The sequence below is a fragment of the Rhodanobacter aciditrophus genome (assembly GCF_042679525.1).
Classification (GTDB): domain Bacteria; phylum Pseudomonadota; class Gammaproteobacteria; order Pseudomonadales; family Marinomonadaceae; genus Marinomonas; species Marinomonas aciditrophus.
The window spans coordinates 1-19,944 of the sequence record NZ_JBHTMN010000011.1; the positions used below are offsets into that span (position 1 = coordinate 1).

21 protein-coding genes are annotated in these 19,944 nt (G+C 44.0%); 16 read left to right on the forward strand and 5 right to left on the reverse strand.

What is annotated here, in order from left to right:
- Positions 1 to 97 precede the first annotated feature (97 nt).
- The 3 genes from ACFQ45_RS09040 (at position 98) to ACFQ45_RS09050 (ending at position 2,295) form a co-directional block, all read left to right on the forward strand.
- On the forward strand, positions 98 to 520 hold the full coding sequence (locus ACFQ45_RS09040; RefSeq protein ID WP_377366854.1) for an OmpA family protein: 423 nt from the start codon (positions 98 to 100) through the stop codon (positions 518 to 520).
- The gene (locus ACFQ45_RS09045; RefSeq protein ID WP_377366856.1) at positions 521 to 1,663 is read left to right on the forward strand and encodes an HNH endonuclease; all 1,143 of its coding nucleotides are present in this window, start codon (positions 521 to 523) and stop codon (positions 1,661 to 1,663) included.
- A 464-nt stretch (positions 1,664 to 2,127) separates the two neighbouring features.
- Positions 2,128 to 2,295, forward strand: coding sequence for a hypothetical protein (locus ACFQ45_RS09050; protein ID WP_377366858.1), 168 nt, complete (start codon positions 2,128 to 2,130; stop codon positions 2,293 to 2,295).
- Between the two features lie 117 nt (positions 2,296 to 2,412).
- On the opposite strand, the gene ACFQ45_RS09055 is transcribed toward ACFQ45_RS09050, so the two are convergent.
- A complete protein-coding gene (locus ACFQ45_RS09055) occupies positions 2,413 to 2,739 on the reverse strand; it encodes a thioredoxin family protein (RefSeq protein WP_377366860.1) in 327 nt (108 codons plus the stop codon).
- 32 nt (positions 2,740 to 2,771) lie between these two features.
- Entirely contained in the window at positions 2,772 to 3,965 is a 1,194-nt protein-coding gene (locus ACFQ45_RS09060) for an MFS transporter (protein WP_377366862.1), read from the reverse strand.
- 112 nt (positions 3,966 to 4,077) lie between these two features.
- Between ACFQ45_RS09060 and ACFQ45_RS09065 the strand changes: the two genes are divergently transcribed.
- The gene (locus ACFQ45_RS09065; protein ID WP_377366864.1) at positions 4,078 to 4,674 is read left to right on the forward strand and encodes a TetR/AcrR family transcriptional regulator; all 597 of its coding nucleotides are present in this window, start codon (positions 4,078 to 4,080) and stop codon (positions 4,672 to 4,674) included.
- Positions 4,675 to 4,722: 48 nt separating this feature from the next.
- On the opposite strand, the gene ACFQ45_RS09070 is transcribed toward ACFQ45_RS09065, so the two are convergent.
- Positions 4,723 to 5,142, reverse strand: a complete 420-nt coding sequence (locus ACFQ45_RS09070) for an OsmC family protein (RefSeq protein ID WP_377366866.1) — start codon at positions 5,140 to 5,142, stop codon at positions 4,723 to 4,725.
- A gap of 173 nt (positions 5,143 to 5,315) precedes the next feature.
- Here ACFQ45_RS09070 and ACFQ45_RS09075 point away from each other — a divergent pair, with 173 nt between their 5' ends.
- The gene (locus ACFQ45_RS09075; protein ID WP_377366868.1) at positions 5,316 to 5,798 is read left to right on the forward strand and encodes a DUF2938 family protein; all 483 of its coding nucleotides are present in this window, start codon (positions 5,316 to 5,318) and stop codon (positions 5,796 to 5,798) included.
- A 362-nt stretch (positions 5,799 to 6,160) separates the two neighbouring features.
- Positions 6,161 to 7,156, forward strand: coding sequence for a cytochrome d ubiquinol oxidase subunit II (locus tag ACFQ45_RS09080; RefSeq protein WP_377366870.1), 996 nt, complete (start codon positions 6,161 to 6,163; stop codon positions 7,154 to 7,156).
- Here ACFQ45_RS09080 and ACFQ45_RS09085 read toward each other — a convergent pair.
- Positions 7,140 to 8,555: an aminotransferase-like domain-containing protein gene (locus ACFQ45_RS09085; RefSeq protein WP_377366872.1), complete on the reverse strand. Its 1,416-nt coding sequence runs from the start codon at positions 8,553 to 8,555 to the stop codon at positions 7,140 to 7,142. The genes ACFQ45_RS09080 and ACFQ45_RS09085 overlap by 17 nt on opposite strands.
- Positions 8,556 to 8,679: 124 nt before the next feature.
- Between ACFQ45_RS09085 and ACFQ45_RS09090 the strand changes: the two genes are divergently transcribed.
- Entirely contained in the window at positions 8,680 to 9,597 is a 918-nt protein-coding gene (locus ACFQ45_RS09090) for an alpha/beta hydrolase (RefSeq protein ID WP_377366874.1), read from the forward strand.
- Here the strand turns inward: ACFQ45_RS09090 and ACFQ45_RS09095 are convergent.
- On the reverse strand, positions 9,594 to 10,994 hold the full coding sequence (locus ACFQ45_RS09095; RefSeq protein ID WP_377366876.1) for an aminotransferase-like domain-containing protein: 1,401 nt from the start codon (positions 10,992 to 10,994) through the stop codon (positions 9,594 to 9,596). The two genes, ACFQ45_RS09090 and ACFQ45_RS09095, sit on opposite strands and share 4 nt — an antisense overlap.
- 268 nt (positions 10,995 to 11,262) lie before the next feature.
- Between ACFQ45_RS09095 and ACFQ45_RS09100 the strand changes: the two genes are divergently transcribed.
- Genes ACFQ45_RS09100 through ACFQ45_RS09140 form a run of 9 tightly spaced genes read left to right on the forward strand, consistent with a single transcriptional unit; the run spans position 11,263 to position 19,917 of the window.
- Positions 11,263 to 11,745 (forward strand): MSMEG_0572/Sll0783 family nitrogen starvation response protein, encoded by a 483-nt coding sequence (locus ACFQ45_RS09100; RefSeq protein WP_377366878.1) that lies wholly within the window; start codon positions 11,263 to 11,265, stop codon positions 11,743 to 11,745.
- A gap of 16 nt (positions 11,746 to 11,761) precedes the next feature.
- Positions 11,762 to 12,772 (forward strand): Nit6803 family nitrilase, encoded by a 1,011-nt coding sequence (locus tag ACFQ45_RS09105; RefSeq protein WP_377366880.1) that lies wholly within the window; start codon positions 11,762 to 11,764, stop codon positions 12,770 to 12,772.
- On the forward strand, positions 12,744 to 13,868 hold the full coding sequence (locus tag ACFQ45_RS09110; protein ID WP_377366882.1) for an MSMEG_0568 family radical SAM protein: 1,125 nt from the start codon (positions 12,744 to 12,746) through the stop codon (positions 13,866 to 13,868). Before ACFQ45_RS09105 ends, ACFQ45_RS09110 begins: the two co-directional genes overlap by 29 nt.
- A complete protein-coding gene (locus tag ACFQ45_RS09115) occupies positions 13,852 to 14,466 on the forward strand; it encodes an MSMEG_0567/Sll0786 family nitrogen starvation N-acetyltransferase (protein ID WP_377366884.1) in 615 nt (204 codons plus the stop codon). The genes ACFQ45_RS09110 and ACFQ45_RS09115 overlap by 17 nt, the downstream gene beginning before the upstream one ends.
- Complete coding sequence (locus ACFQ45_RS09120) at positions 14,457 to 15,458, forward strand: sll0787 family AIR synthase-like protein (RefSeq protein ID WP_377366886.1); 1,002 nt, start codon at positions 14,457 to 14,459, stop codon at positions 15,456 to 15,458. The genes ACFQ45_RS09115 and ACFQ45_RS09120 overlap by 10 nt, the downstream gene beginning before the upstream one ends.
- Positions 15,439 to 15,720 (forward strand): MSMEG_0570 family nitrogen starvation response protein, encoded by a 282-nt coding sequence (locus ACFQ45_RS09125; RefSeq protein ID WP_377366888.1) that lies wholly within the window; start codon positions 15,439 to 15,441, stop codon positions 15,718 to 15,720. The genes ACFQ45_RS09120 and ACFQ45_RS09125 overlap by 20 nt, the downstream gene beginning before the upstream one ends.
- Before the next feature lie 28 nt (positions 15,721 to 15,748).
- Positions 15,749 to 17,017 carry an MSMEG_0569 family flavin-dependent oxidoreductase gene (locus ACFQ45_RS09130; RefSeq protein ID WP_377366889.1) on the forward strand — a complete coding sequence of 423 codons (1,269 nt, stop codon included), beginning with the start codon at positions 15,749 to 15,751 and terminating at the stop codon, positions 17,015 to 17,017.
- A 54-nt stretch (positions 17,018 to 17,071) separates the two neighbouring features.
- Positions 17,072 to 17,917 (forward strand): Pnap_2097 family protein, encoded by an 846-nt coding sequence (locus tag ACFQ45_RS09135; protein WP_377366891.1) that lies wholly within the window; start codon positions 17,072 to 17,074, stop codon positions 17,915 to 17,917.
- Positions 17,917 to 19,917, forward strand: a complete 2,001-nt coding sequence (locus ACFQ45_RS09140; RefSeq protein ID WP_377366893.1) for a methylmalonyl-CoA mutase family protein — start codon at positions 17,917 to 17,919, stop codon at positions 19,915 to 19,917. Before ACFQ45_RS09135 ends, ACFQ45_RS09140 begins: the two co-directional genes overlap by 1 nt.
- Positions 19,918 to 19,944 lie beyond the last annotated feature (27 nt).

A 19,944-nucleotide genomic window follows, 5' to 3' on the forward strand; every position in this document is an offset into this window, starting at 1 on the left:
CATAAATACCTCTCAATTAGATCATTTTATCTAACTAAAAGGTGTCTAGCTAACTAGTGGCGATTCAACATTATCTTTTCAATTTAACTCACCTGAAGTGCTATTTTCTCCAGGTGAAAGCTCACTAAAGCCAGAATTCGAGGCGATTCTTAAAGGCTTTATTCCTCGATATTTATCTGTTCTCGAGAGTTATAAAGAAAGTATAGGAGAAATTCGTATCGAAGGTCATACCTCTTCTGAGTGGGGAGCTGAAACTAACCAAGATGATGCGTATTTCTTTAATATGCAGCTCTCGCAAAACCGAACGCGCTCGGTACTCAATTACTCATATTTCTTACCGAGTCTATCACAAGAGCAACAATCTTGGATTAAGTCTTCTTTCGCAGCGGTGGGGTTAGCATCATCAAAACTCCGACTTAATGGAGATGGGACGGAAGATAAAGAACGGTCACGTCGTGTTTCTTTCAGGGTTATCACTAATGCAGACATCCAAATTCGTAGAATTGTTGAAGGTCTGTAGATGAAACTAGATGTAGATTTTTCCCTTTTAGAGCAAGCCGTTGTCACAATGGGGGCGGAAACAGTTGAAATACAACTTGATGACGAAATTATCCCTATAGAACCAATTGATAAGCAGTTAGACGAAGGTATTGAAGTTAATTTTGAAGATATTGACTTTGTTACAGGTTTGGCAAGTTATCAGGGACGACAAGTTTTACTTTATATAAAAGATCATAGTTATGGGAACAAATTCCACAGCGCTCTTCAAGAAGGCGCTAAAGGTAATAAGTTTCATATTGCAGATTGCAAAACCTTGGAAAAGATGCGTAGGAACGGACGATTTGATCGCTACGTTGTAACCAACAAGGTTGACGGTATTTTCAAGATTTCAGGTCATGATAAGCGTACTAATGAGCAGATAGAGGGAGAGGCTAATCTTAATGTTTGCCAAGATTGTTTAGAAAACATTAATTATAAGAAGTTTGCCTCTTTATCGAAGGGAAGTGCTAGAAGAGAGTTTGTTGACCAGTTTAGCCTCGCAGATTTCTTTGATACCTACAGCTCGTTCTTCAAATTTATGCCATCAGGCTTAGCAGAAAAACTTACCAGCGGTTACACCAAAGATTGGGATCAAATCTCTAGAAATATACGTGAAAAGTACAACTATCAATGCCAGCAATGTGGACTGGATCTTAACTTTAATAAGAGCCTTTTACATGTCCATCACGTTAATGGAGTTAAGTCAGATAACCGCGAAGATAACTTAAGATCTTTGTGTTGTGATTGTCATCGTAAGCAGCCAAATCATAATCATATGTTCGTTAGCCATGAGCAAACACAACAAATCAATCACTTAAGGCAAGAACAAGGTATAACCACCAAAGAGAGCTGGAAAAGTGTATATGAACTAGCAGATCCTGGTATGCACGGTGTGATTGACCTGCTAGAGCGTTATCAAGTTCATTTTCCAGAAGTAGGTGAAGAGCTTCAAGACGAACGAGGAAGAGTTGTTGCTAAACTGGAATTGGCTTGGCCGCTAAGAAAAGTTGGGGTTGCTGTAGATAAAGCTGATGCTGTTGCTGCAGCAAAGTTAGGGTGGAAAGTCTACAGTATGAGGCATGCTCTAATTCAGATTGATGAGTTAGTGCCCAGGTTACGGTAAATTCTCTTTGATGTCGCTCTCTGCACTTTTATGCTGCAGAATCTATGTTAAAAGTTAATGCTTTAATTTCATTTCATGGTTTTTAGTATGTTTTTTGAGTTTGCTTCTTAGCTTACTTTTTGGGGATGAAAAGTAGTTAAAACCCGACTGAAAAATGCTCTATATTGGTGCGTTTTGGCATCAAAAAGTTAACGGTTTAATTGCATTTTATGCCTTTTAGTATGTTTTTTGATCAAAATGGGCTTTTGGAGCAAAAGTTAACAGATCAATTCCAATTTTGTCCAAAATTGCGGACACAACCATGCGGCCTACAGCGTCAAATAGTTAACAGTACAATTCCAACGATCCATGAGTGGATCCTTGGAATTAAAGTGTTAACTTTCTAATTGTACTGTTAACTTTCTCCGGTTCTGTTGGAATTAAACTGTTAACTTTTTAGCCCGAATTTTCTTCAAAACGCCCCAATGCTAGATGCACTGGGGCTTTCAGCGTTTTTCTCGCAAAATGCCGCCAAAAATGGAATTGGAGTGTTAACTTTTGGTTTTGCACAGAACTGGTGCAAAAGAGACAGAAGTGGTGCAAAAGAGGTTGAAGAAGGTTTTGACGATTTGGGTAAAAAGCTGTCTAGTTAAAGCGGGTCGATTCAGTTGGCAAGGGGCAGTTAAAGAAAGGCGATTCAGCTCTGTATACGAACCTAATCGCCCTTAGTTTAGATGATGGTTTTTTATACAGATAAAGAGTTGATCTATCTAAGATCTAGCATATCTATTTACGAGTGTTGCCAGCCCTTTCTCATTCAATATCCCTGACACTCGATCAATGACTTCGTTGTCTTTATAAACAACGATGGTTGGTATTGAGCGAATGTGATGCATGTTCGCGAGCTCTGGCTGAGAGACGACGTCCACTTCGCTAAATAGAGCTTTGTTTTTTAGCTCCTTTGCGGCGTTTTTGTACATTGGGCCCATGATTACACATGGCTGGCACCAGGATGCCCAGAAGCGCAATAGTTTGATTCCTGGCTCATCGATTACAATGGTATTGAAATTTTCTAGGGTTATTGGGTTAACAGACATAATGACCTCGAAATGCGATGTAGTGAGAGCTCTTATAAAGAGCTCGCGACAGTGTGTTTAGGTTGGCGGTCTTTCTTATCGAGATATCCGCTGAGTACGACAAGTAATATGCTGAATGCTACGACGATAGCTGCGGCGCCACCTGTAGCAAGCAAGCCATAGTTTGCGACGACTATCCCTCCTAACCATGCGCCTAAGGCTATACCCGCGTTAAAAGCCGAGATATTCATGCCTGATGCTGCATCAATAGAGCGCGGTGCATGTTTTTCAGCTTGTTGAACAACGTAAAGTTGCAGAACAGGAATACTCCCGAACGCCATCGCACCCCATACCATGATCAGTGGCACCATTAAAAATGGGTTGCTTGCCACTGGCTCAATCAGTGCCAACACAACAGTCAGGATGGCGAACATAACCACCATCGCTTTGATTGGGCCTTTGGTTCCTGCGTACTTGGCACAATAGATGTTGCCCAATGTCACTGCTACCCCATATAGAATGAGCACAGCACTGACGGTCGAGACCGAAAAGCCAGTAACTTTTTGAAGAATTTCAGAAAGGTAAGTGAACGCGATAAACGCCCCGCCGTAACTCAACAAAGTAATAACAAACACCAACATCATGCGCGGTACTAGGATCACGCTTAGTTGTTGATGCAGTTTTGCAGGAGCAGGTCGTTCGATTTTTTTAGGCAGAAACATCCATTGGGCAATGGCTGACATCAAACCTAGAATGCTGATAAATAGAAACGTCGCTCTCCAACCAAATAAGTCAGAGATGAAGGTTCCCATGGGCACGCCAGATACCAATGCCACGGTCAGCCCCATGAATACTAGGGCAATTGCTTGCCCAGATTTTTCTTTACTCACTAGGTTGGCAGCGAGCACGGTTGCCATGGAGTAAAAAACACCCTGAACCATCCCGGCTAGAACCCTACCGACTAATAGCATTGAATAACTGCTGGCTAGCCAAGCAATTAAATTGGCAGCCACAAATGCGATCATCAAAATGAGTGAAAGATTGCGGCGCTCGAATTTTCCAGTAGCAGCCGTTAATAGAGGGGCGGCTAGAGCAACGCCTAGTGCGTATAGGGAGACGAGTTGTCCTGCTGTAGGGATGTCTACTCCCATGTCGCTAGCGATAGCAGGCAAGATACCGACTACGACAAATTCGGCCATACCTATGGCAAAAGACGCCGCAGCAAGTGCGTAGAGGGCAATTGGCATAATAAAATTCTCTTTTATGGATTGATTGATCCATAAGTTAAAGGCTCTTTGTATGCTTGTCAATTTATTATGGAATGACTAATCTATAAATTATGATTTAGGAGGGGGATTTATGGCGAGAACAGGTCGTCCAAGAGAGTTTGACCGAGATAAAGCAATCGATGCAGCAATGAATGCATTTTGGGAGAGAGGGTTCGAAAGCACGTCATTGTCTGAACTTAGAGACTTGCTCAATTTGTCATCAGCAAGCTTCTATGCAGCATTTGGCTCAAAAAAGTCACTGTATGAGGAATGTTTAAAACGGTACTCAGAAACATGTGGTGAAGTGACGTCGTACTTGGTGGATTTATCGAAGTCCCCAAGAGAGGCCATGAGTGACATGCTCAAGCATACGATTCAGATACAAACTTCGAGTACTTCGCCCCTTGGGTGTATGGCAGTACTGTCAGGTATTCACTGTAGCGAAGACAATAAAGAAGTTGAGGAGCTAGCTTTTACAGTCAGAAAGCAAACCAGAGATGCTATTTTGGGTTGCGTTAAGCGCGGTGTAGAGCAGGGTGAGTTGCCTGTAGCAACTGATATTGAAACCTACACTTTGATGCTCGATAGTTTTGTGAAGGGGATTGCCATTCAAGCCAAAGACGGAGCCAGTTCAGATGCGCTTTTAAAGGCAGCGGATTGCCTGTTGCTGAGCTGGAAACAGGCATAGACTTTAGTTTTTGCTACCCTCATTTTCTAGAGGGTAGCAACGTTCAATTTAAGAAATCTTTGCAATCGCGCTGATTTGTACGCCAGCTTTTCTAGCCATATTTCCAACTGTACAGATCTCATCTGCTTTAGAAACTATCCCTTTAGCTTTCTCAATTAACTGATCGGTTACCCCTTCAGAGAGCTTCACTTCAGCTGTGTGTGTGATCGAAAAATTATCGTCGTCCACTTCTGCATGAGTAATGACTCGTAGAGCGTCAATGGCTAATTTTTTACCTTCAATCATCGCCGTAAGTGTAGATATGAAGCAAGCAGCAGTGGATGCGACATACAGCTCCTTAGGATTAGAGTGTGAGCCTTGGCCACCATAGATGGCTGGAATGGTGATGGTCGCTTGTAAATTATCGCTTTGAATTTCTCCCTTACCACTTTTACCACCGGTCCAAGTTGACTCTAGTTGTACGCTCATATTATTTCTCCAATATTTGTCGATATTTTGTATGACAGCCACGATTAGGTGCCAATGAATCTCTTTTTCAATCAAGAGTAGAACTTATAGATTAATTGATCCATAATTAACGCGCAAATATTTAAAGATCATTCATTGGTCTTTTCTCAGGGGCTGAAGAAGTAAGGAGCGTTATGGAACAGGTTGTATTTTTTTGTCTTTTTGTTGGGGTTGGCTCAACTCTAGTCTTAGATCTATGGGTACTTCTGGTCAAAAAAGTGTTAGGGATTCCACCCACAAACTGGGGCGTAGTGGGCCGTTGGCTGAAGGGGATAGCAGCTGGAAGATTTGTCGCAGATACCACTGATGATTCTAAAATTACATTAACCGAGAAGAGTCTTGGTTGGAGCTTTCATTACATTATTGGTGTTGTCTATGCTGCACTTATTTTGATTATTTATGGTGTTGAATTCATTAGTAACCCTGCATTGGCTCCTGTGATTTTTGTTGGCGTGGTGTTGAGTACTATTGCAGGTTTGGGGATTTTAATGCCTGGACTAGGAGCAGGGTTCTTTGGTCGGTTACTGCCCAATAAGACAGCTACATATGTATATTTAGTCGTTGCTCATGCAATCTTTGCTGGCGGGCAGTTCGCGTTTAGCATTTTGTATTGCTAGGAATTATTGAATCAGAAAAGTTAACATTTTAATTCCATTTGGGACAAAGTGACTCTTGTGGTCATTTAAGCTGAAATCGGTTGTCTTGTGTGCTTCTGAGCTTACTTTTAGGCGATTAAAAGGGGCTAAAGTACCATTGAAAATTGCTCTGTATGGACTTCCCAGACTTTACTAGACACCCATTGACATTAAAATCTAGTTAAAAAAGGTGCCTAGCTATGATAGGGCGATTCATAGGGGCAAACCCCATCTGTCCCTATTGATTTTTCTCATCTTTGTGCCTGTGTCGCTCTCTAACTTCCTCTTAATATTTAAACCAAATATGAATGGTTTTGATGTTGTCAGTTAAGCGGGGAGAACGGATGGAGATTAACTTAGTCATTGTATGGGCGTTAGCCATTATTTTTGGCTTATCTATGTATGTTGTGTCAGATGGCTTTGATTTGGGCGTTGGCATGCTCTTTTTGGCGGTAAGAAACACGCAGGATCGAGAAACCATGGTGCGCTCGACTTCATGCGTTTGGGATGGCAGTGAAGCTTGGCTTTTATTAGTAGCTGTTTGTTTGGTTATCGCTTTCCCTCCCACGTTATCAATACTGATTGCTGCGTTTAGCGTCCCTTTGATTGGCGTTTTCTGTGGGCTTGTTGTGCGTGGTATAGCGTTTAAACTAAGGGCTAACAATTCAAGATTTTGGGATGTGGTTATTTGTATTAGCTCCGCTTTGGTAGCCTTTCTGCAAGGCACTATTTTAGGGGCGCTTGTAGACGGTGTTAGTGTGCAAGGTGGCCAGTTTACCGGTGGTTTTTGGAGCTGGTTTACTTGGTTTAGTATTTTGACTGGCGTGACATTGATGCTTACCTATGCCTTGCTTGGTGCGACTTGGTTATTGGTTACGACAAAAGGCGCTTTGTATAGCACTATGCGCCGATATGCCCATCATCTGTTGGTCTGGTTTGGTTATGCAATGACCACTTTGACTTTGATTACGCCGTTTTTAAATGAGGAACAAAGAGAGCGTTGGCTTGGATTGCCAAACTTTTTCTACATGGGATTTGTGCCAACACTAGGGATTATGGCATTTGTGTGGGTGTACTTTGTTATACGCTTTTCTGAATGGCAGAGATGGCCGTTTGCGATCACTTTAATTATGTTAGGGACAGCTTTTTTCACGTACATCACCAGCCTTTGGCCAACGTTAGTTTTGCCTGATGTGAGTATTTATGAAATGGCGACAGGCGCAAACTTAGAGCACACCCTATGGATGGTACTGGTTTTGGTTATTGCGATTGCTTCGTACAGTATTTGGGCTTTTAAAACCTCGTTGGAAAGGGCAAAAAGCTCTACACAACTTGGTTAAGTAAGGTGTTAAAAAGTACATGGAGTGCCGCTCGGCGGTGCTCCGTTAACGGGTGAGAAAAGCTCAGACGCATATGATTTTTGTATAACCCATTAGCGGAAAACAGCGGCCCAGGCGTTAGCACAATGCCTTTTGTGAGTAATTGTCGATAACTTCTCTGTGTGTCGATGTGCTGAGGAAGCTCGATCCAACAGCTTAATCCACCATTAGGGTAGCTAAATCGACAGTTTTTTCCCCAATGCTTTTCTATTTCCCGTAGTAGCTCGTCCCGTTGTGTTTTTAATCGTTGCCGCTGTTGATTTGTGTGGCGTTTGAAATTTCCACTGAGGATAAATTCGCTTAAGCCTCCTTGAGCTGCTTGTGGGCTTGCGAGTTGCGTAATCAATTTGAGCTGTACTATTTTGTCTTGTAAGCGGTCTGTGCTTACCCATCCGATTCGTAATTCTCGAGAAAGGCATTTGGAGAACGAGCCGCAGAGAATTACTCGACCACAGTTGTCGAAAGCTTTAATCGGTAAACAGGGTTCATTATCAAAGTTCAGTTCCCCATAGATATCGTCTTCGATGATAAAAAAATCCTTATCCTGCGCTAACGATATCAGTCTTTGCATAGCGCTTGGTGGCATTTTTGAGCCTGTGGGGGTGCTGAAATTTGGCGTTACGATGCAGGCTTTGATTGGCCAGTTTTTGGTTTTATTCTCTAATTCATCGAGATCCAAGCCGGTTGAAGGATCGGATGAGATTTCAATAACTTCCAACCCTAGGTGCTCAATTTGCTGTAATACACCGTAAAATGCGGGAGATTCGACTGCTACGGTGTCACCTGTTTTACAGGTTGCCATAATTGATAGAAATAGGGCGTGCTGGCAACCTGCCGTAATACAAAGGGATTCGGGGAGAATTTCTGTATCCCGCTGTCGATAAAGCTCAGCGATGGCTTCTCTTAAAGGCAGCTGACCTTTGGGTTCATCGTAGTAGTTTGATTTTTGCTCTGGGCGGGCTCGTGCGGCCCGATTAATCATTCTGTTGAGTGTTTTCTGGTGACTGGTTACATGCGGTGCCCCTTCTTTAGGCAGTATGTCGAACGCTGCACTTCGAGACATGATGTCTCGAAACAGCTCTGGGACATTCACTTGTGTTGGTGTGCTCGGTGTGGTGACTTTTGTTGGCAGATTACGCTGTACTAATGTTTGGGAAACAAAGTAGCCTGATTTGGGGACAGCATAAATCAGACCTTCGGCTTCGAGCCGTTGTAAGGCGTGTAGGACAGTTGCCTTGGACAGTTCATTGTGTTGGCACAAGGCACGAACAGAGGGGATTTTTTCTCCCTCTTTGAAACGTTGAGATTTAATTTTGTGCCTAAGTTGTTCTTCAAGTGCTAGGTACCGAAATTTCTTCATAATGAATATGGCAGGAATTCTGTTCCTGTTTTTCAAAGTCTTTTTGTGGTTTTGTCTAAACTGTATCGACTATTAGATCAGATGTCTTTAGAAAAAGGAGCGTATGGTGTCCTGTTCACCTGAAATGAAGGCACGACTGCAACGCAGTCCTATTGCAAAATTAGGGCAAATTATTTTAGAAGGAATTCATCTTGGCAAGCCTGTGAGCCTGACCTCCCTTGAAGAGTTAAGTCGTAATACAGATCTACAGGCTGTAGAGGTGTTATCTAATTCTGATAGGTATCAAAGTATTACTATCCATAATTCATACTATGGAGAGGTTCAATGCACTTGGCTTAATCGTGAAAAGGCGGCAGAAGAAGGTGTGCTGGTGTATTTCCATGGTGGAGGTTTTGTTGCAGGAGTTATGGGATCTCAATGGCGTTGGATTTCAGAATTGGTTTTATCGACAAATAAAGCTGCCGCTGTGCTGCACTATACAAAATTTCCAACAACTTGCTCTTATGACATGATGACGAAGCAATGCTTAAGTGTTTTAACGACTATGTATCAATCAGGCGATCTGTATGGAAATTGGTCTATTGCAGGCGATAGTTCGGGAGGAAGTTTGGTTCTCTCACTCTTGGGCAAGCTTTCAAAAAATACGGGCTTGGTTTTTGCCCCTCGTGGAGTACTACTTATGTCTCCGTGGACAAATAGACAAGATTGGCCAAACTATGAGGACGCATCTAATTTTAAAGATCTAGTTCTAGATGTGCGTTGGTTGAATTGGATGAGTAGCCAGCTTGATCACACCGCGCCAGTTATGAGTTGGTCAAATTTAAAGATGCTCGGTGTGGAATTCTTTATCTTATCTGGCTCAAGAGAAGTTTTTTTGCCTGCAACCCGGGCCTTAAAAAGGGAAATAGATGGGGCAGGAGTAACATGTTTATACCACGAAGAGAGGGAAGCCGTTCATGCTTACCCACTATTTGTTGGCGATAAGCAAGCAAACAAAGCCATTGCTCAACAAGCAAGATGGCTTCGTTCGTTACCGAATTAGTAGCGAGTTTGATTTAGGTGTGGAGGTTCAAATAAGGTTTCCTTGAGTCGCTGCATTTGCTCTGTAACATCGCTGCGATTAAAGGGGCCGCCAAAGCATACTCTCATTGCATGAGGTGGGTGATTATCTGTAGCAAAAGCGACGCTTGCTACAGAACTTATTCCTTTTGAGCGAAGTTCTATTGCAAGTTCTGTTGGGTGCCAGCTGACAGTCTTCGGAAATTTGAGCCAGAAATGAAAGGCGTTTTCTTCCATATTGAGCGCGATACCATGAAGCTGATCATAAATGATTTGCTGCCGAGCATTGGCTTCTCTTCGTATTGATTGGATCATACGATCTACAGTGCCTTCTCTAAGCCAATTGGACACAATCATCTCCATAATCGGTACTGACATGACATTAAGAGAGCGTAGTGCGCCATTTGTATGCTCTGCGGCTCGTCTGGTAGGACATGCCACAAAGCCAAAGCGAACTCCCGGGCCAAAGCATTTAGACAAGCTGGATACGTAGTAAGTGAGCTCAGGAGCCAATTGCGCAAAGGACGGAGCAGGATTTTCCGCCAGTGGTTCGTAAACATCGTCTTCGATAATGTTGATGCTGTAGCGCAGTGCTACATCAACTAATGCCTCTCGACGGCTTCGTGAGATAGACGTACAGGTAGGGTTGTGCATGGTTGGGTTTAGGTACAAAGCCGCAACTTGATGTGTTTTGCAAGCGTCCTCAAATGAGGATACCAGTGGGCCGTCATGATCTCTTTCAAGTGCGTGTAGTCGTTTGCCCAATTGTGCTGCTATAGATTTGATGCCTGGATAAGTCAGTGAATCTACACAGATAACTTGCTGTTCGTCACATAGCTGCGTAACAAGTGCACTTAATATTTGATGGACACCTTGAGAGATAACAAGTTGAGAAAGGGAGATGTGATCAGCTTTACGCAGTAAGTGCTGCTTAACCAATTCTTTAGTTAATGTGCTTCCTCCATGTTCCTGATAGCGCAACATTTTGTATAGGCTACCTTGACTGATGGTGCTAATGGCAACGTCTTTTATCTCATCTACTAGTGTCGGTATGGCCGGCTCTATGACCATGTTCATGGTTAGTTCGTAGGGAGCTAAACTGGGTTTTATTGCTGGAACTTTGCCTTTGGCAAAGGTGCCTGCACCAGTTATAGATTCAATTAAACCGCGTTTTCGAGCCTCTGCGTAGGCTCTTGATGCTGTGGAATAATTGATCCCAACTATCTCAGCTAGATCTCTCATGGGAGGGATTTTGTCTTGTGGCTGTAGCTTCCCCGTCTCTATATCTTGCTCAATCAAGTCTGCTAAGAGTTTATAAGTGGGGTATTTACCTTTCTCTTCTACGGCTTTTTTCCAGCGCTCTATCTGTGCTTTGTACATTGGGACAAGCTTCCAAAATGCACTCAAAGAGTGACTATTATTTCATATATGCAATCAAATGGTGCATTCATAAATTATCAATAAATGCCATTTTTAACGAAATTTTCATTATTTTAAAAAAAAATTCACCTCTTAGAAAGAGTGGAAAAAGCATTTATCGCAAATTGATTGCTTTTGTAAATGCAATCATTGGCATTAGGTGTGCAATATATTTTGTGAAATTGAGCAGTATCGATTTCTAACCAAAATTAATTAAGGAGAACACTCAATGCCTACAGTCGAATTCCCTCTAAATAAAGACGGTGATTTTTTTGTTGATTACGAAGAAAAAGTATTTGAAGACGTCAAAGCTGAAGCAGGTGAGAAAGCTCTAGTGACATTTCACACTGTAGCGTTCGAAGGCTCTATTGGCTTTGTAAATATGCTTCAAGCGACCCGCTTGTTGCGCAAAGGTTATGAGACTTCGATTCTACTATACGGCCCAGGCGTCAATCTTGGGGTTCAGCGTGGCTTTCCAACTCTTGGTGATGAAGCATTTCCAGGGCACATGAACTTCAACAATCAATTGAAGAAGTTCATGGCAGAAGGAGGCAAAGTGTACGCGTGTCGTTTTGCTCTACAAGCTTTATACGGCCACGGAGAGCGCTCTTTGATTGAAGGCATCCGTCCTATCAATCCTTTGGATGTTCTTGATCTTAAGCTAATTCACAAACGTGATGATGCGTTGATCATCGATACCTGGACTGTATAAGCAGGAGGCAGCAGCGATGCAATCAAAACAGACCGTTCGCGCTGCTGCCGTTCAAATCTCTCCTGATTTAGAGAGTTTGAGCGGTACGCTTGAAAAAGTCTTAGCAGTCATTGATGAAGCCGCGAAAGATGGGGTTGAGCTGATCGTTTTTCCTGAAACCTTTATGCCTTACTACCCGTACTTTTCGTTTATTTTGCCACCGGTTAAGCAAGGTAAACCTCATTTAAAACTTTATGAACAAGCAGTCGAAGTTCCTAGTGCCACCACTGACGCGCTAAGCCGAAAAGCGAAGCAACACAGCATGGTTATTGTGATGGGGGTAAACGAACGAGATCACGGCAGCTTGTATAACACTCAGCTTATTTTTGACGCCACCGGTGAATTGGTTCTGAAACGCAGAAAAATCACACCGACTTATCATGAGCGCATGATCTGGGGGCAAGGTGATGCAGCTGGATTAAAAGTTGTAGAAACCAATGTTGGTCGAGTCGGGGCGCTTGCGTGTTGGGAGCATTATAACCCTCTTGCCAGATATTCTCTTATGACCCAACACGAGCAAATCCACTGTGCACAGTTCCCTGGGTCTCTGGTTGGGCCAATCTTTGGTGAGCAGATGGACGTGACCATTCGCCATCATGCCTTGGAGTCGGGTTGCTTTGTGATCAATGCAACAGGTTGGTTAACAGACATTCAAATCCAAAGTTTAACGGACGACCCTGAAATGCAAAAAGCTCTTCGAGATGGTTGCAACACAGCCATTATTACGCCTGAAGGTAAGCATCTTGTGCCGCCTATGACCGAAGGGGAAGGCTACATCGTCGCAGATTTAGACATGGGGTTAATCGACAAGCGCAAGCGCATGATGGATTCCGTTGGGCATTACGCTCGCCCTGAACTTTTAAGTTTACGGATTCAAAATGCCCCAAGCCAGTACACAACACCAATGTTTCAAACACCCATTGTTGAATCTTCTATAGAGGTCACCGGGGAGTCAAACCATGAAATCATCACAAACAGTGAAATCTAGCCTGATTACAGACCTTCAGACAAAAGGGCTGAGGTTGGTGAATCGTGATCAAACTCATGTAAGTAGAAGAGGCGGAGCTGGGCCATCAGATCATCAAGCGCTCACTATTGACGGGACGACAGTGATGGTTCCGGTGTACACCCAATCGGCATGGGAGTCTCCGTATGTTTTGGATAATGGGAAAATTACTCAATTAGAGACTAACGGTGACGCGATTCCTCTGACGGATGTGACGTATACCAAGACGCCCAATTTTTATGGCTTGCAAACGGAAGACGGTATTCCTTATGAGCAAATTGCTACGCTCCACAGTTCTGATGTCTTGGCAACGACAGTCTTACAGACCTGTATTCGTTACGAGAGTCGCCGTAAGGCTTGTAAATTTTGCTCCATAGGTCAGTCGCTAAGTGCTGGCCGAACGATCGCCCACAAAACACCAGAGCAACTCGCTGAAGTCGCTAAAGCAGCTGTAGAGATGGATGGCATCAAGCATATCGTTATGACGACTGGTACACCCGCGACACCTGACCGTGGTGCTCGTGTGATGTGTGATAGCGCAAAGGCCATTAGAGCGGTCGTTGATGTCCCTATCCAAGGCCAATGTGAGCCGCCGAAAGATCATGCTTGGTTTCAAAAAATGAAAGATGCGGGCATTGATGCCTTAGGAATGCATTTAGAGGTAGTCACGCCTGCCGTCAGAGAGCAGGTTACACCAGGAAAAGCAGATGTTTCATTAGACGAGTACTTTGCCGCTTTTGAAGCTGCGGTAGCGGTGTTCGGTCGAGGGCAGGTGAGTACTTATATTCTGGCGGGACTGGGTGACACTGCAGAGGCCATAGTCGAAACATCTAAAAAGTTAGTGCAAATAGGCGTTTACCCTTTTGTGGTGCCTTTTGTTCCGATTCGCGGCACGCCCTTAGAGGATCATCCTGCGCCTTCTAAAGCCTTTATGGAAAGTGTTTTAAAACCTTTAGCTGAAGAGTTAGTCACGGCCGGTATTACCTCCGATAAATCTGAAGCGGGCTGCGTCAAATGTGGTGCTTGCAGCTCACTCTCTCGCTACGAAAAGGAGGCTGCCAATGTGGAACACCTTTAATCACGACCATTTCCAGATCAAGTGGGCGCAAAATGATTGGGAAATCGAACAGGCTCGCCGTATTCGTCGAGATGTATTCTGCCAAGAGCAAGGCCTGTTTGAAGACCATGATACAGATGAAATTGATGTCTCAGCACAGGTTTTAGTAGCTATTCAGCAGGTTGCAGGCATGCCTGAAAAAGTGGTGGGCACTGTGCGTATTCATGAGTCATCACCACGAGTTTGGTGGGGATCTCGTTTGGCTGTTGAACATGCTTATCGTCGTCAAGGCGTTCTTGGTGCTGGCTTAATTCGGCTGGCAGTAAGCAGTGCTAACACCTTGGGGTGTGATGAATTTCACGCCACGGTGCAAGCACAAAATGAAACGCTGTTTAAGCGATTGCATTGGACGACGACAGGCCGCCTTGAAATTCAGGGAACAGAGCATGTGAAAATGCGTGCAGAGTTACCTTTCTACCCAGCTTTGTTCACCCCTTCTCAAGGCTTTTGGGTAGAAGGGCGACGCCATAAATCTCCCTTTGATCTAACTGTCATCGAGGGAGTAGAAGACGTATCCCTTCATAGATCAGACCTAGAAGAGGGCAAATCATGGCGTTAAAAACATTGTTAGAAGATGTGAAATCTTATTCAGGATTTCAGTCAAAAAAGCGCTTACAGAGAGTGTTGCTTAATATGCAAGCCTGCTCTGATAGCAGTATTCAAAATGGCGATGATACCGCCGTCATTCCAAACGGTGACGGGTTTAATCTGTTTGCAATGGAAGGTTTTATCCCTGAGTTCGTTGCTAATGATCCTTGGTTTGCTGGCTGGTGTGGTGTCATGGTGAATTGCAGTGATATCGCTGCGATGGGAGGCGTTCCTGTCGCAGTGACCAACAGCATTTGGTGTCAAGACGACGATGCTTTGATGCAAATGGCACGTGGAATGAACGCTGCATCTCAGGCCTTTGGGGTTCCAATTGTCGGCGGCCATACCTGTCAAGATTCGCCACTCAATCAGTTGTCGGTTTCGATCATCGGTCATGCCACGCATGTTTTATCGAGCTTTGATGCAAAACCGAATCATGTGTTGCTCTGCGCAATAGATTTAAGAGGCGAATACCGAGAGCCTTTTTTAAATTGGAATGCCGCAACGTCCGCGCCCTCAGGTCAGCTGCAGCAAGATATTGCTTTGCTTCCTAAAGTCGCGTCTATGCCGGGTGTGAGCGGAGCTAAGGACATTTCTCAGGCCGGACTTCTTGGTACTGCTGCAATGTTTATGGACTGTTCACGTTGTGGTGTTGAGATAGATCTGGATCGAATCCCTAAGCCGGCGCATGTCTCTTGGCTAGATTGGTTACGTAGTTTTCCGAGTTTTGGCTATCTCATTACGTGTGAGGCGGATGTCGCGCCTCAAGTACTGGCGATATTCCAACAGCGCAACATTCATGCGGCTTGTATTGGTCAGTTAAATAACTCTGCTCGCATTACTGTAACGCATCAACAGGAGAACGATGTGTTTTGGGACTTTCACAAAAAGCCATTCATGATGCCAAGCACTCACACTACTTCTTCGTCTGAGGAGCCAGATTATGCCCGTAACTACCTTTAACGTTCGTTGGCCCGATGGCAAACAAGAGTCTTGTTATTCGCCTTCTAGCGTGATCAAAAATTATTTCCAAATTGAGCACGAATACACGGTGCCAGAATTTTTGTCTGTGTGCGATCAGGCGTTGAATGAGGCCAGTGAGCGTGTTCGCCAAAAATATGGCTATGCATGCTCAAGTGCAATGGATCAGCTCAGTACCATTCAAATGCAGTGCAAACGATATGACGATCCTAACAGCGTGATTGTCGTTTATTCCATCAAATAACAATGTGAACCCTCTTAGGAGAAAAATTATGTCAGTTGAAATGTTTAAAAAGCACTATCCAGTGGTGATTGTTGGCGGAGGGCAAGCCGGGCTGTCTGTTAGTTACCGTTTAAAGAAAAAAGGCATCGAGCATTTGGTGCTTGAGAAACGCCAGATTTTAAACAGCTGGAAAACGCAGCGTTGGGACTCTTTCACACTGGTGACGCCAAATTGGCAATGTACATTGCCTGATCACCCTTATGACGGCAATGATCCAAAAGGATTCATGAATCGCAATGAAACTATTGATTACTTAGAGCGATTTGCTGCAAAAGTGGATGCTCCGGTGTTAGAAAATGTGGCGGTAGAGCGTATTTGGAAGCGTGAAGCAGGGGGCTATCACGTGCTAACGAGCAAAGGCGAATTGAGCTGTGACCAAGTCGTGGTTGCGAGTGGCGGATATCATCAACCCATTATTCCTCGTATGGCGGAACGCCTTCCAGAGTCGATTCTGCAAATACACTCTAACCAATATAAAAATGCAGCTCAGCTCCCTGAAGGGGCAGTATTGGTGGTCGGCTCAGGACAGTCTGGCGCTCAAATCGCTGAAGATCTTCATCTAGAAGGCAAGAAAGTCTTTTTGGCCGTTGGTAATGCGCCACGTGTTGCGCGTAAGTACCGTGGTAAAGATGTCGTTGAATGGTTAGACGACATGGACTATTACAAAATGACTGTCGACAAGCATCCTCTCAGAGAAGGAGTACGAGATAACACCAACCATTACGTTACTGGGCGTGATGGCGGTCGCGACATTGATTTGCGCAAATTCGCCACCGAAGGCATGGAGTTGTTTGGTGTGCTTGAAAATTACGATGGCGCTTGTCTTACATTTCGTCCAGATCTGAAGGAAAACCTCGCGTTTGCTGACTCTGTGTACAACAACATCAATACTCGGATTGACAAATACATTGTCGAGCAAGGGATCGATGCGCCTGAAGAGTCACATTATAAACCTGTCTGGGAGCCAGAAGAAGAGCGAGATACTTTAGACCTAGCAGGGTCAGGTATCACGTCTATCGTCTGGTGTATCGGCTTCCGTCCGGATTTTACTTGGTTGGATGCTCCAGTCTTCAATGGACGAGGTACACCAGTTCACTATCGTGGCGTAACACAAGCACCAGGTATCTACTTTATTGGCCTTCCGTGGTTGAACACTTGGGGATCAGGTCGCTTCTCAGGCATTGCTGAAGACTCAGCCTATCTCGCGGATACCATTCAACAAAATGTCGTTTCGACGACTACGACTGAAGTAGCGTAACAGGCGTCGCACGTCTTGTTTCACTCAAATCCATTGCGTTCGAGAGGTTTTTTTATGAATGAAGTGAATATAAAACAGGTGTCTCACTACTTAATTGGAATGCCTCAATTGTCAGCAGTGGGCTTGAGTGAGCAATGGTTACTAAAGGAATGCGGACATGAACATTGGCTGGCGTTGGCGAGCGCTCTGGGGTGTGTAAAGCCTGAATTTAAAGACGAACATGGACGTAAAGTGTATGCCGCATTTGTTTGTTTGAACATTGAAAATGGCAAACTTAATCAAGTAAATGAAAATGATGAAATCGACATCATCACTTCGCTCATTCGTATCTCCTCAACGCGCAGCATGTCTCGCCATTTGGTGATGAAAGGTAACCTAGTGATTGCTCGTGTCGAGATGATTTCTACATTTGTTTATCGAGAGATGGCCGGCAACAATCAGAGTGTTGTACGAGCAGATATGAAAGGTTTGGCAGTATCAAAGGATCTACAGGCTCAGGTTCTTTTATCGGAACACAAAACTCAAAGATCGCTCAGTCACTCCAGTCTTGGAGAGTATCGCTATTTACCTTGCCCCTACACGGACTTTAATGGCGCTGACTTTCTGTACTTTGCAGCGTTTCAAAGCATTGCTGATCGGGCAGAGCGTTACTTTACTCCCGCAACCAAATTGTTGAGCACGATTAAGCGTTCTATTTATTACTACGGTAACGTCAATATCGACGATGTCGTGTGTGTGCAGTGTGTAGCGCGAGAGATCAGCGACAGTTTTATGACGACTCATTTACGCATGTTTCGAAGCTCAGACGGACAAGTAATAGGGGATATACACACGGAAAAAGAGTTCGTAGTACATGATGGTATTTTGTGGCGTCAACAAGCTTTGTCGGAGGCAGTCTAGTGTCTTCTGTACGCGCAAAAGGAATCTACAAAAGCCTGCCAAATTTGGCTAAATCGTGGCAAAGCAGTGAAGCTGGCCAAGCCCCATTTGTTCGTGGTCCCTATCGAACCATGTACCAACAAAAACCTTGGACAATGAGGCAATATGCCGGATTCAGCTCAGCGGATGCCACCAATGAATTTTTTAAGAAGCAATTAGAAAACGGACAAACAGGCCTATCAGTCGCATTTGATCTACCTACACACCTTGGATTGGATTCTACCGATGAAAGGGCACAATACGACGTCGGGAAAACTGGGGTGGCCATTGACTCAGTTGAGGATATGAAGCGCTTATTTGATGGAATTGATCTGTCTTCAGTCAGTGTTTCGATGACGATGAATGGCGCTATCATGCCGATTTTAGCGTGTTACATCGTTGCAGCGGAGGAAGCTGGTTATGCGTCTAGCTCATTACGTGGCACGATCCAAAATGATATTTTGAAAGAATTTGCCGTTCGAAATACGTTTATTCATGCACCTAAACCTTCGCTTGAGATGAGCATAGATGTAGTTGAGTTCAGCCAAAAGAAATTACCAAACTTTAATACCATGTCGATTTCAGGCTATCACTTTCAAGAGGGGGGCGCGACACCTGAACTTGAACTAGCACTGACGTTGGCTCATGCCAAAGTTTATCTATTAGCGTGTCAAAAACGAGGCTTAGACCTAAACACTATTGCACGTCGCTTAAGCTTCTTTTTTGCATCGGGCATGGCGTTTTTCAAAGAAATAGCAAAATTACGTGCTGCCCGAAAATTGTGGCACGATCTTCTTGTCGAGCTAGGTGTGACTGATGAGCAAGCCCTACGCATGAAGATGCATTGCCAAACCTCGGGCGTATCCTTGAATGCCGAATCACCTTACGACAATTTGACTCGCACAACGGTTGAAGCCATGGCTGCGGTGATGGGGGGGACGCAGTCACTTCATACAAATAGCTTCGACGAGGCGATTGCATTGCCTTCTGATTTTGCCGCCAGCCTTGCCTTAGGGACGCAACAAATCTTACAACAGGAAACAGGATTGATTGACGTTGTTGACCCATGGGGTGGTTCCTACATGATGGAAACTTTAACGTCAGAAATGATCGACTATGTGAACAGCACGTTAATATCTTTAGAGTCAGGAGAGGGTGTGTTAGCAAAAGTTGAGCAAGGAGACATTGCCTTCTTTATTCATCAGCAGGCTATGCAGCAAGCTCAACTATCCAAACCATTTGTGACCAGCATTTCAGATCAACAAGACAAACCTCAGGTTTCTCCGCGAGTGATTCATTCCGAAAAAGCACTGGAATCTCAACGCTTATCAATCAATAAATTGAAGCTTGTTAGAAACAATCGTTTGGTCAATCAATCTTTAGAAAAACTAAAGGAAAAAGCCCTAAGTGGCCAAAATCTTATGCCCTATGTGGTCGCGGCGATAAAGCATCGTGCGACAGTTGGGGAGGTCACCGAAGCTTTATGTCAAATCCATCCTCGATTTTTTCCGCAGCAAAAAATTTCTAATGAGTTGTTGGACTCAGAGGACCTTAAAACTGTGAGATCACGATACCAACAGTTCATGAATAAAAATGGTAGAGCACTAAAAGTATTGTTTACCAAAGTCGGCTTAGACGGCCATGATCGCGGTGCAAAGCAAGTGGTTGCCACCTTAAAAGCGGTGGGTTTGGATGTGACCTATTTACCCGTGTTAACACCGTTTTCAGAGGTTCAATCGATGATTCAGAATCATCATTTTGATGTGGTTGGGATTTCAAGTTTGGCGGGAGCACACCTTGATTTTTCTAAGGCCGTCTTTTCTTGCATTGATCCTGTTAAAACGGCATTAATTGTTGGCGGTGTAATACCAGACCATGATTTTGAGTCACTAGAAAAAATAGGAATCGAAGGCATTTTTACTCGGCATAGTGAGATCGGTTTGGTGGTTAATAGAATCATTGAATTAGTAGAAGCTAAGTAATCTCAACCAGCATATATGCTAAAAAAA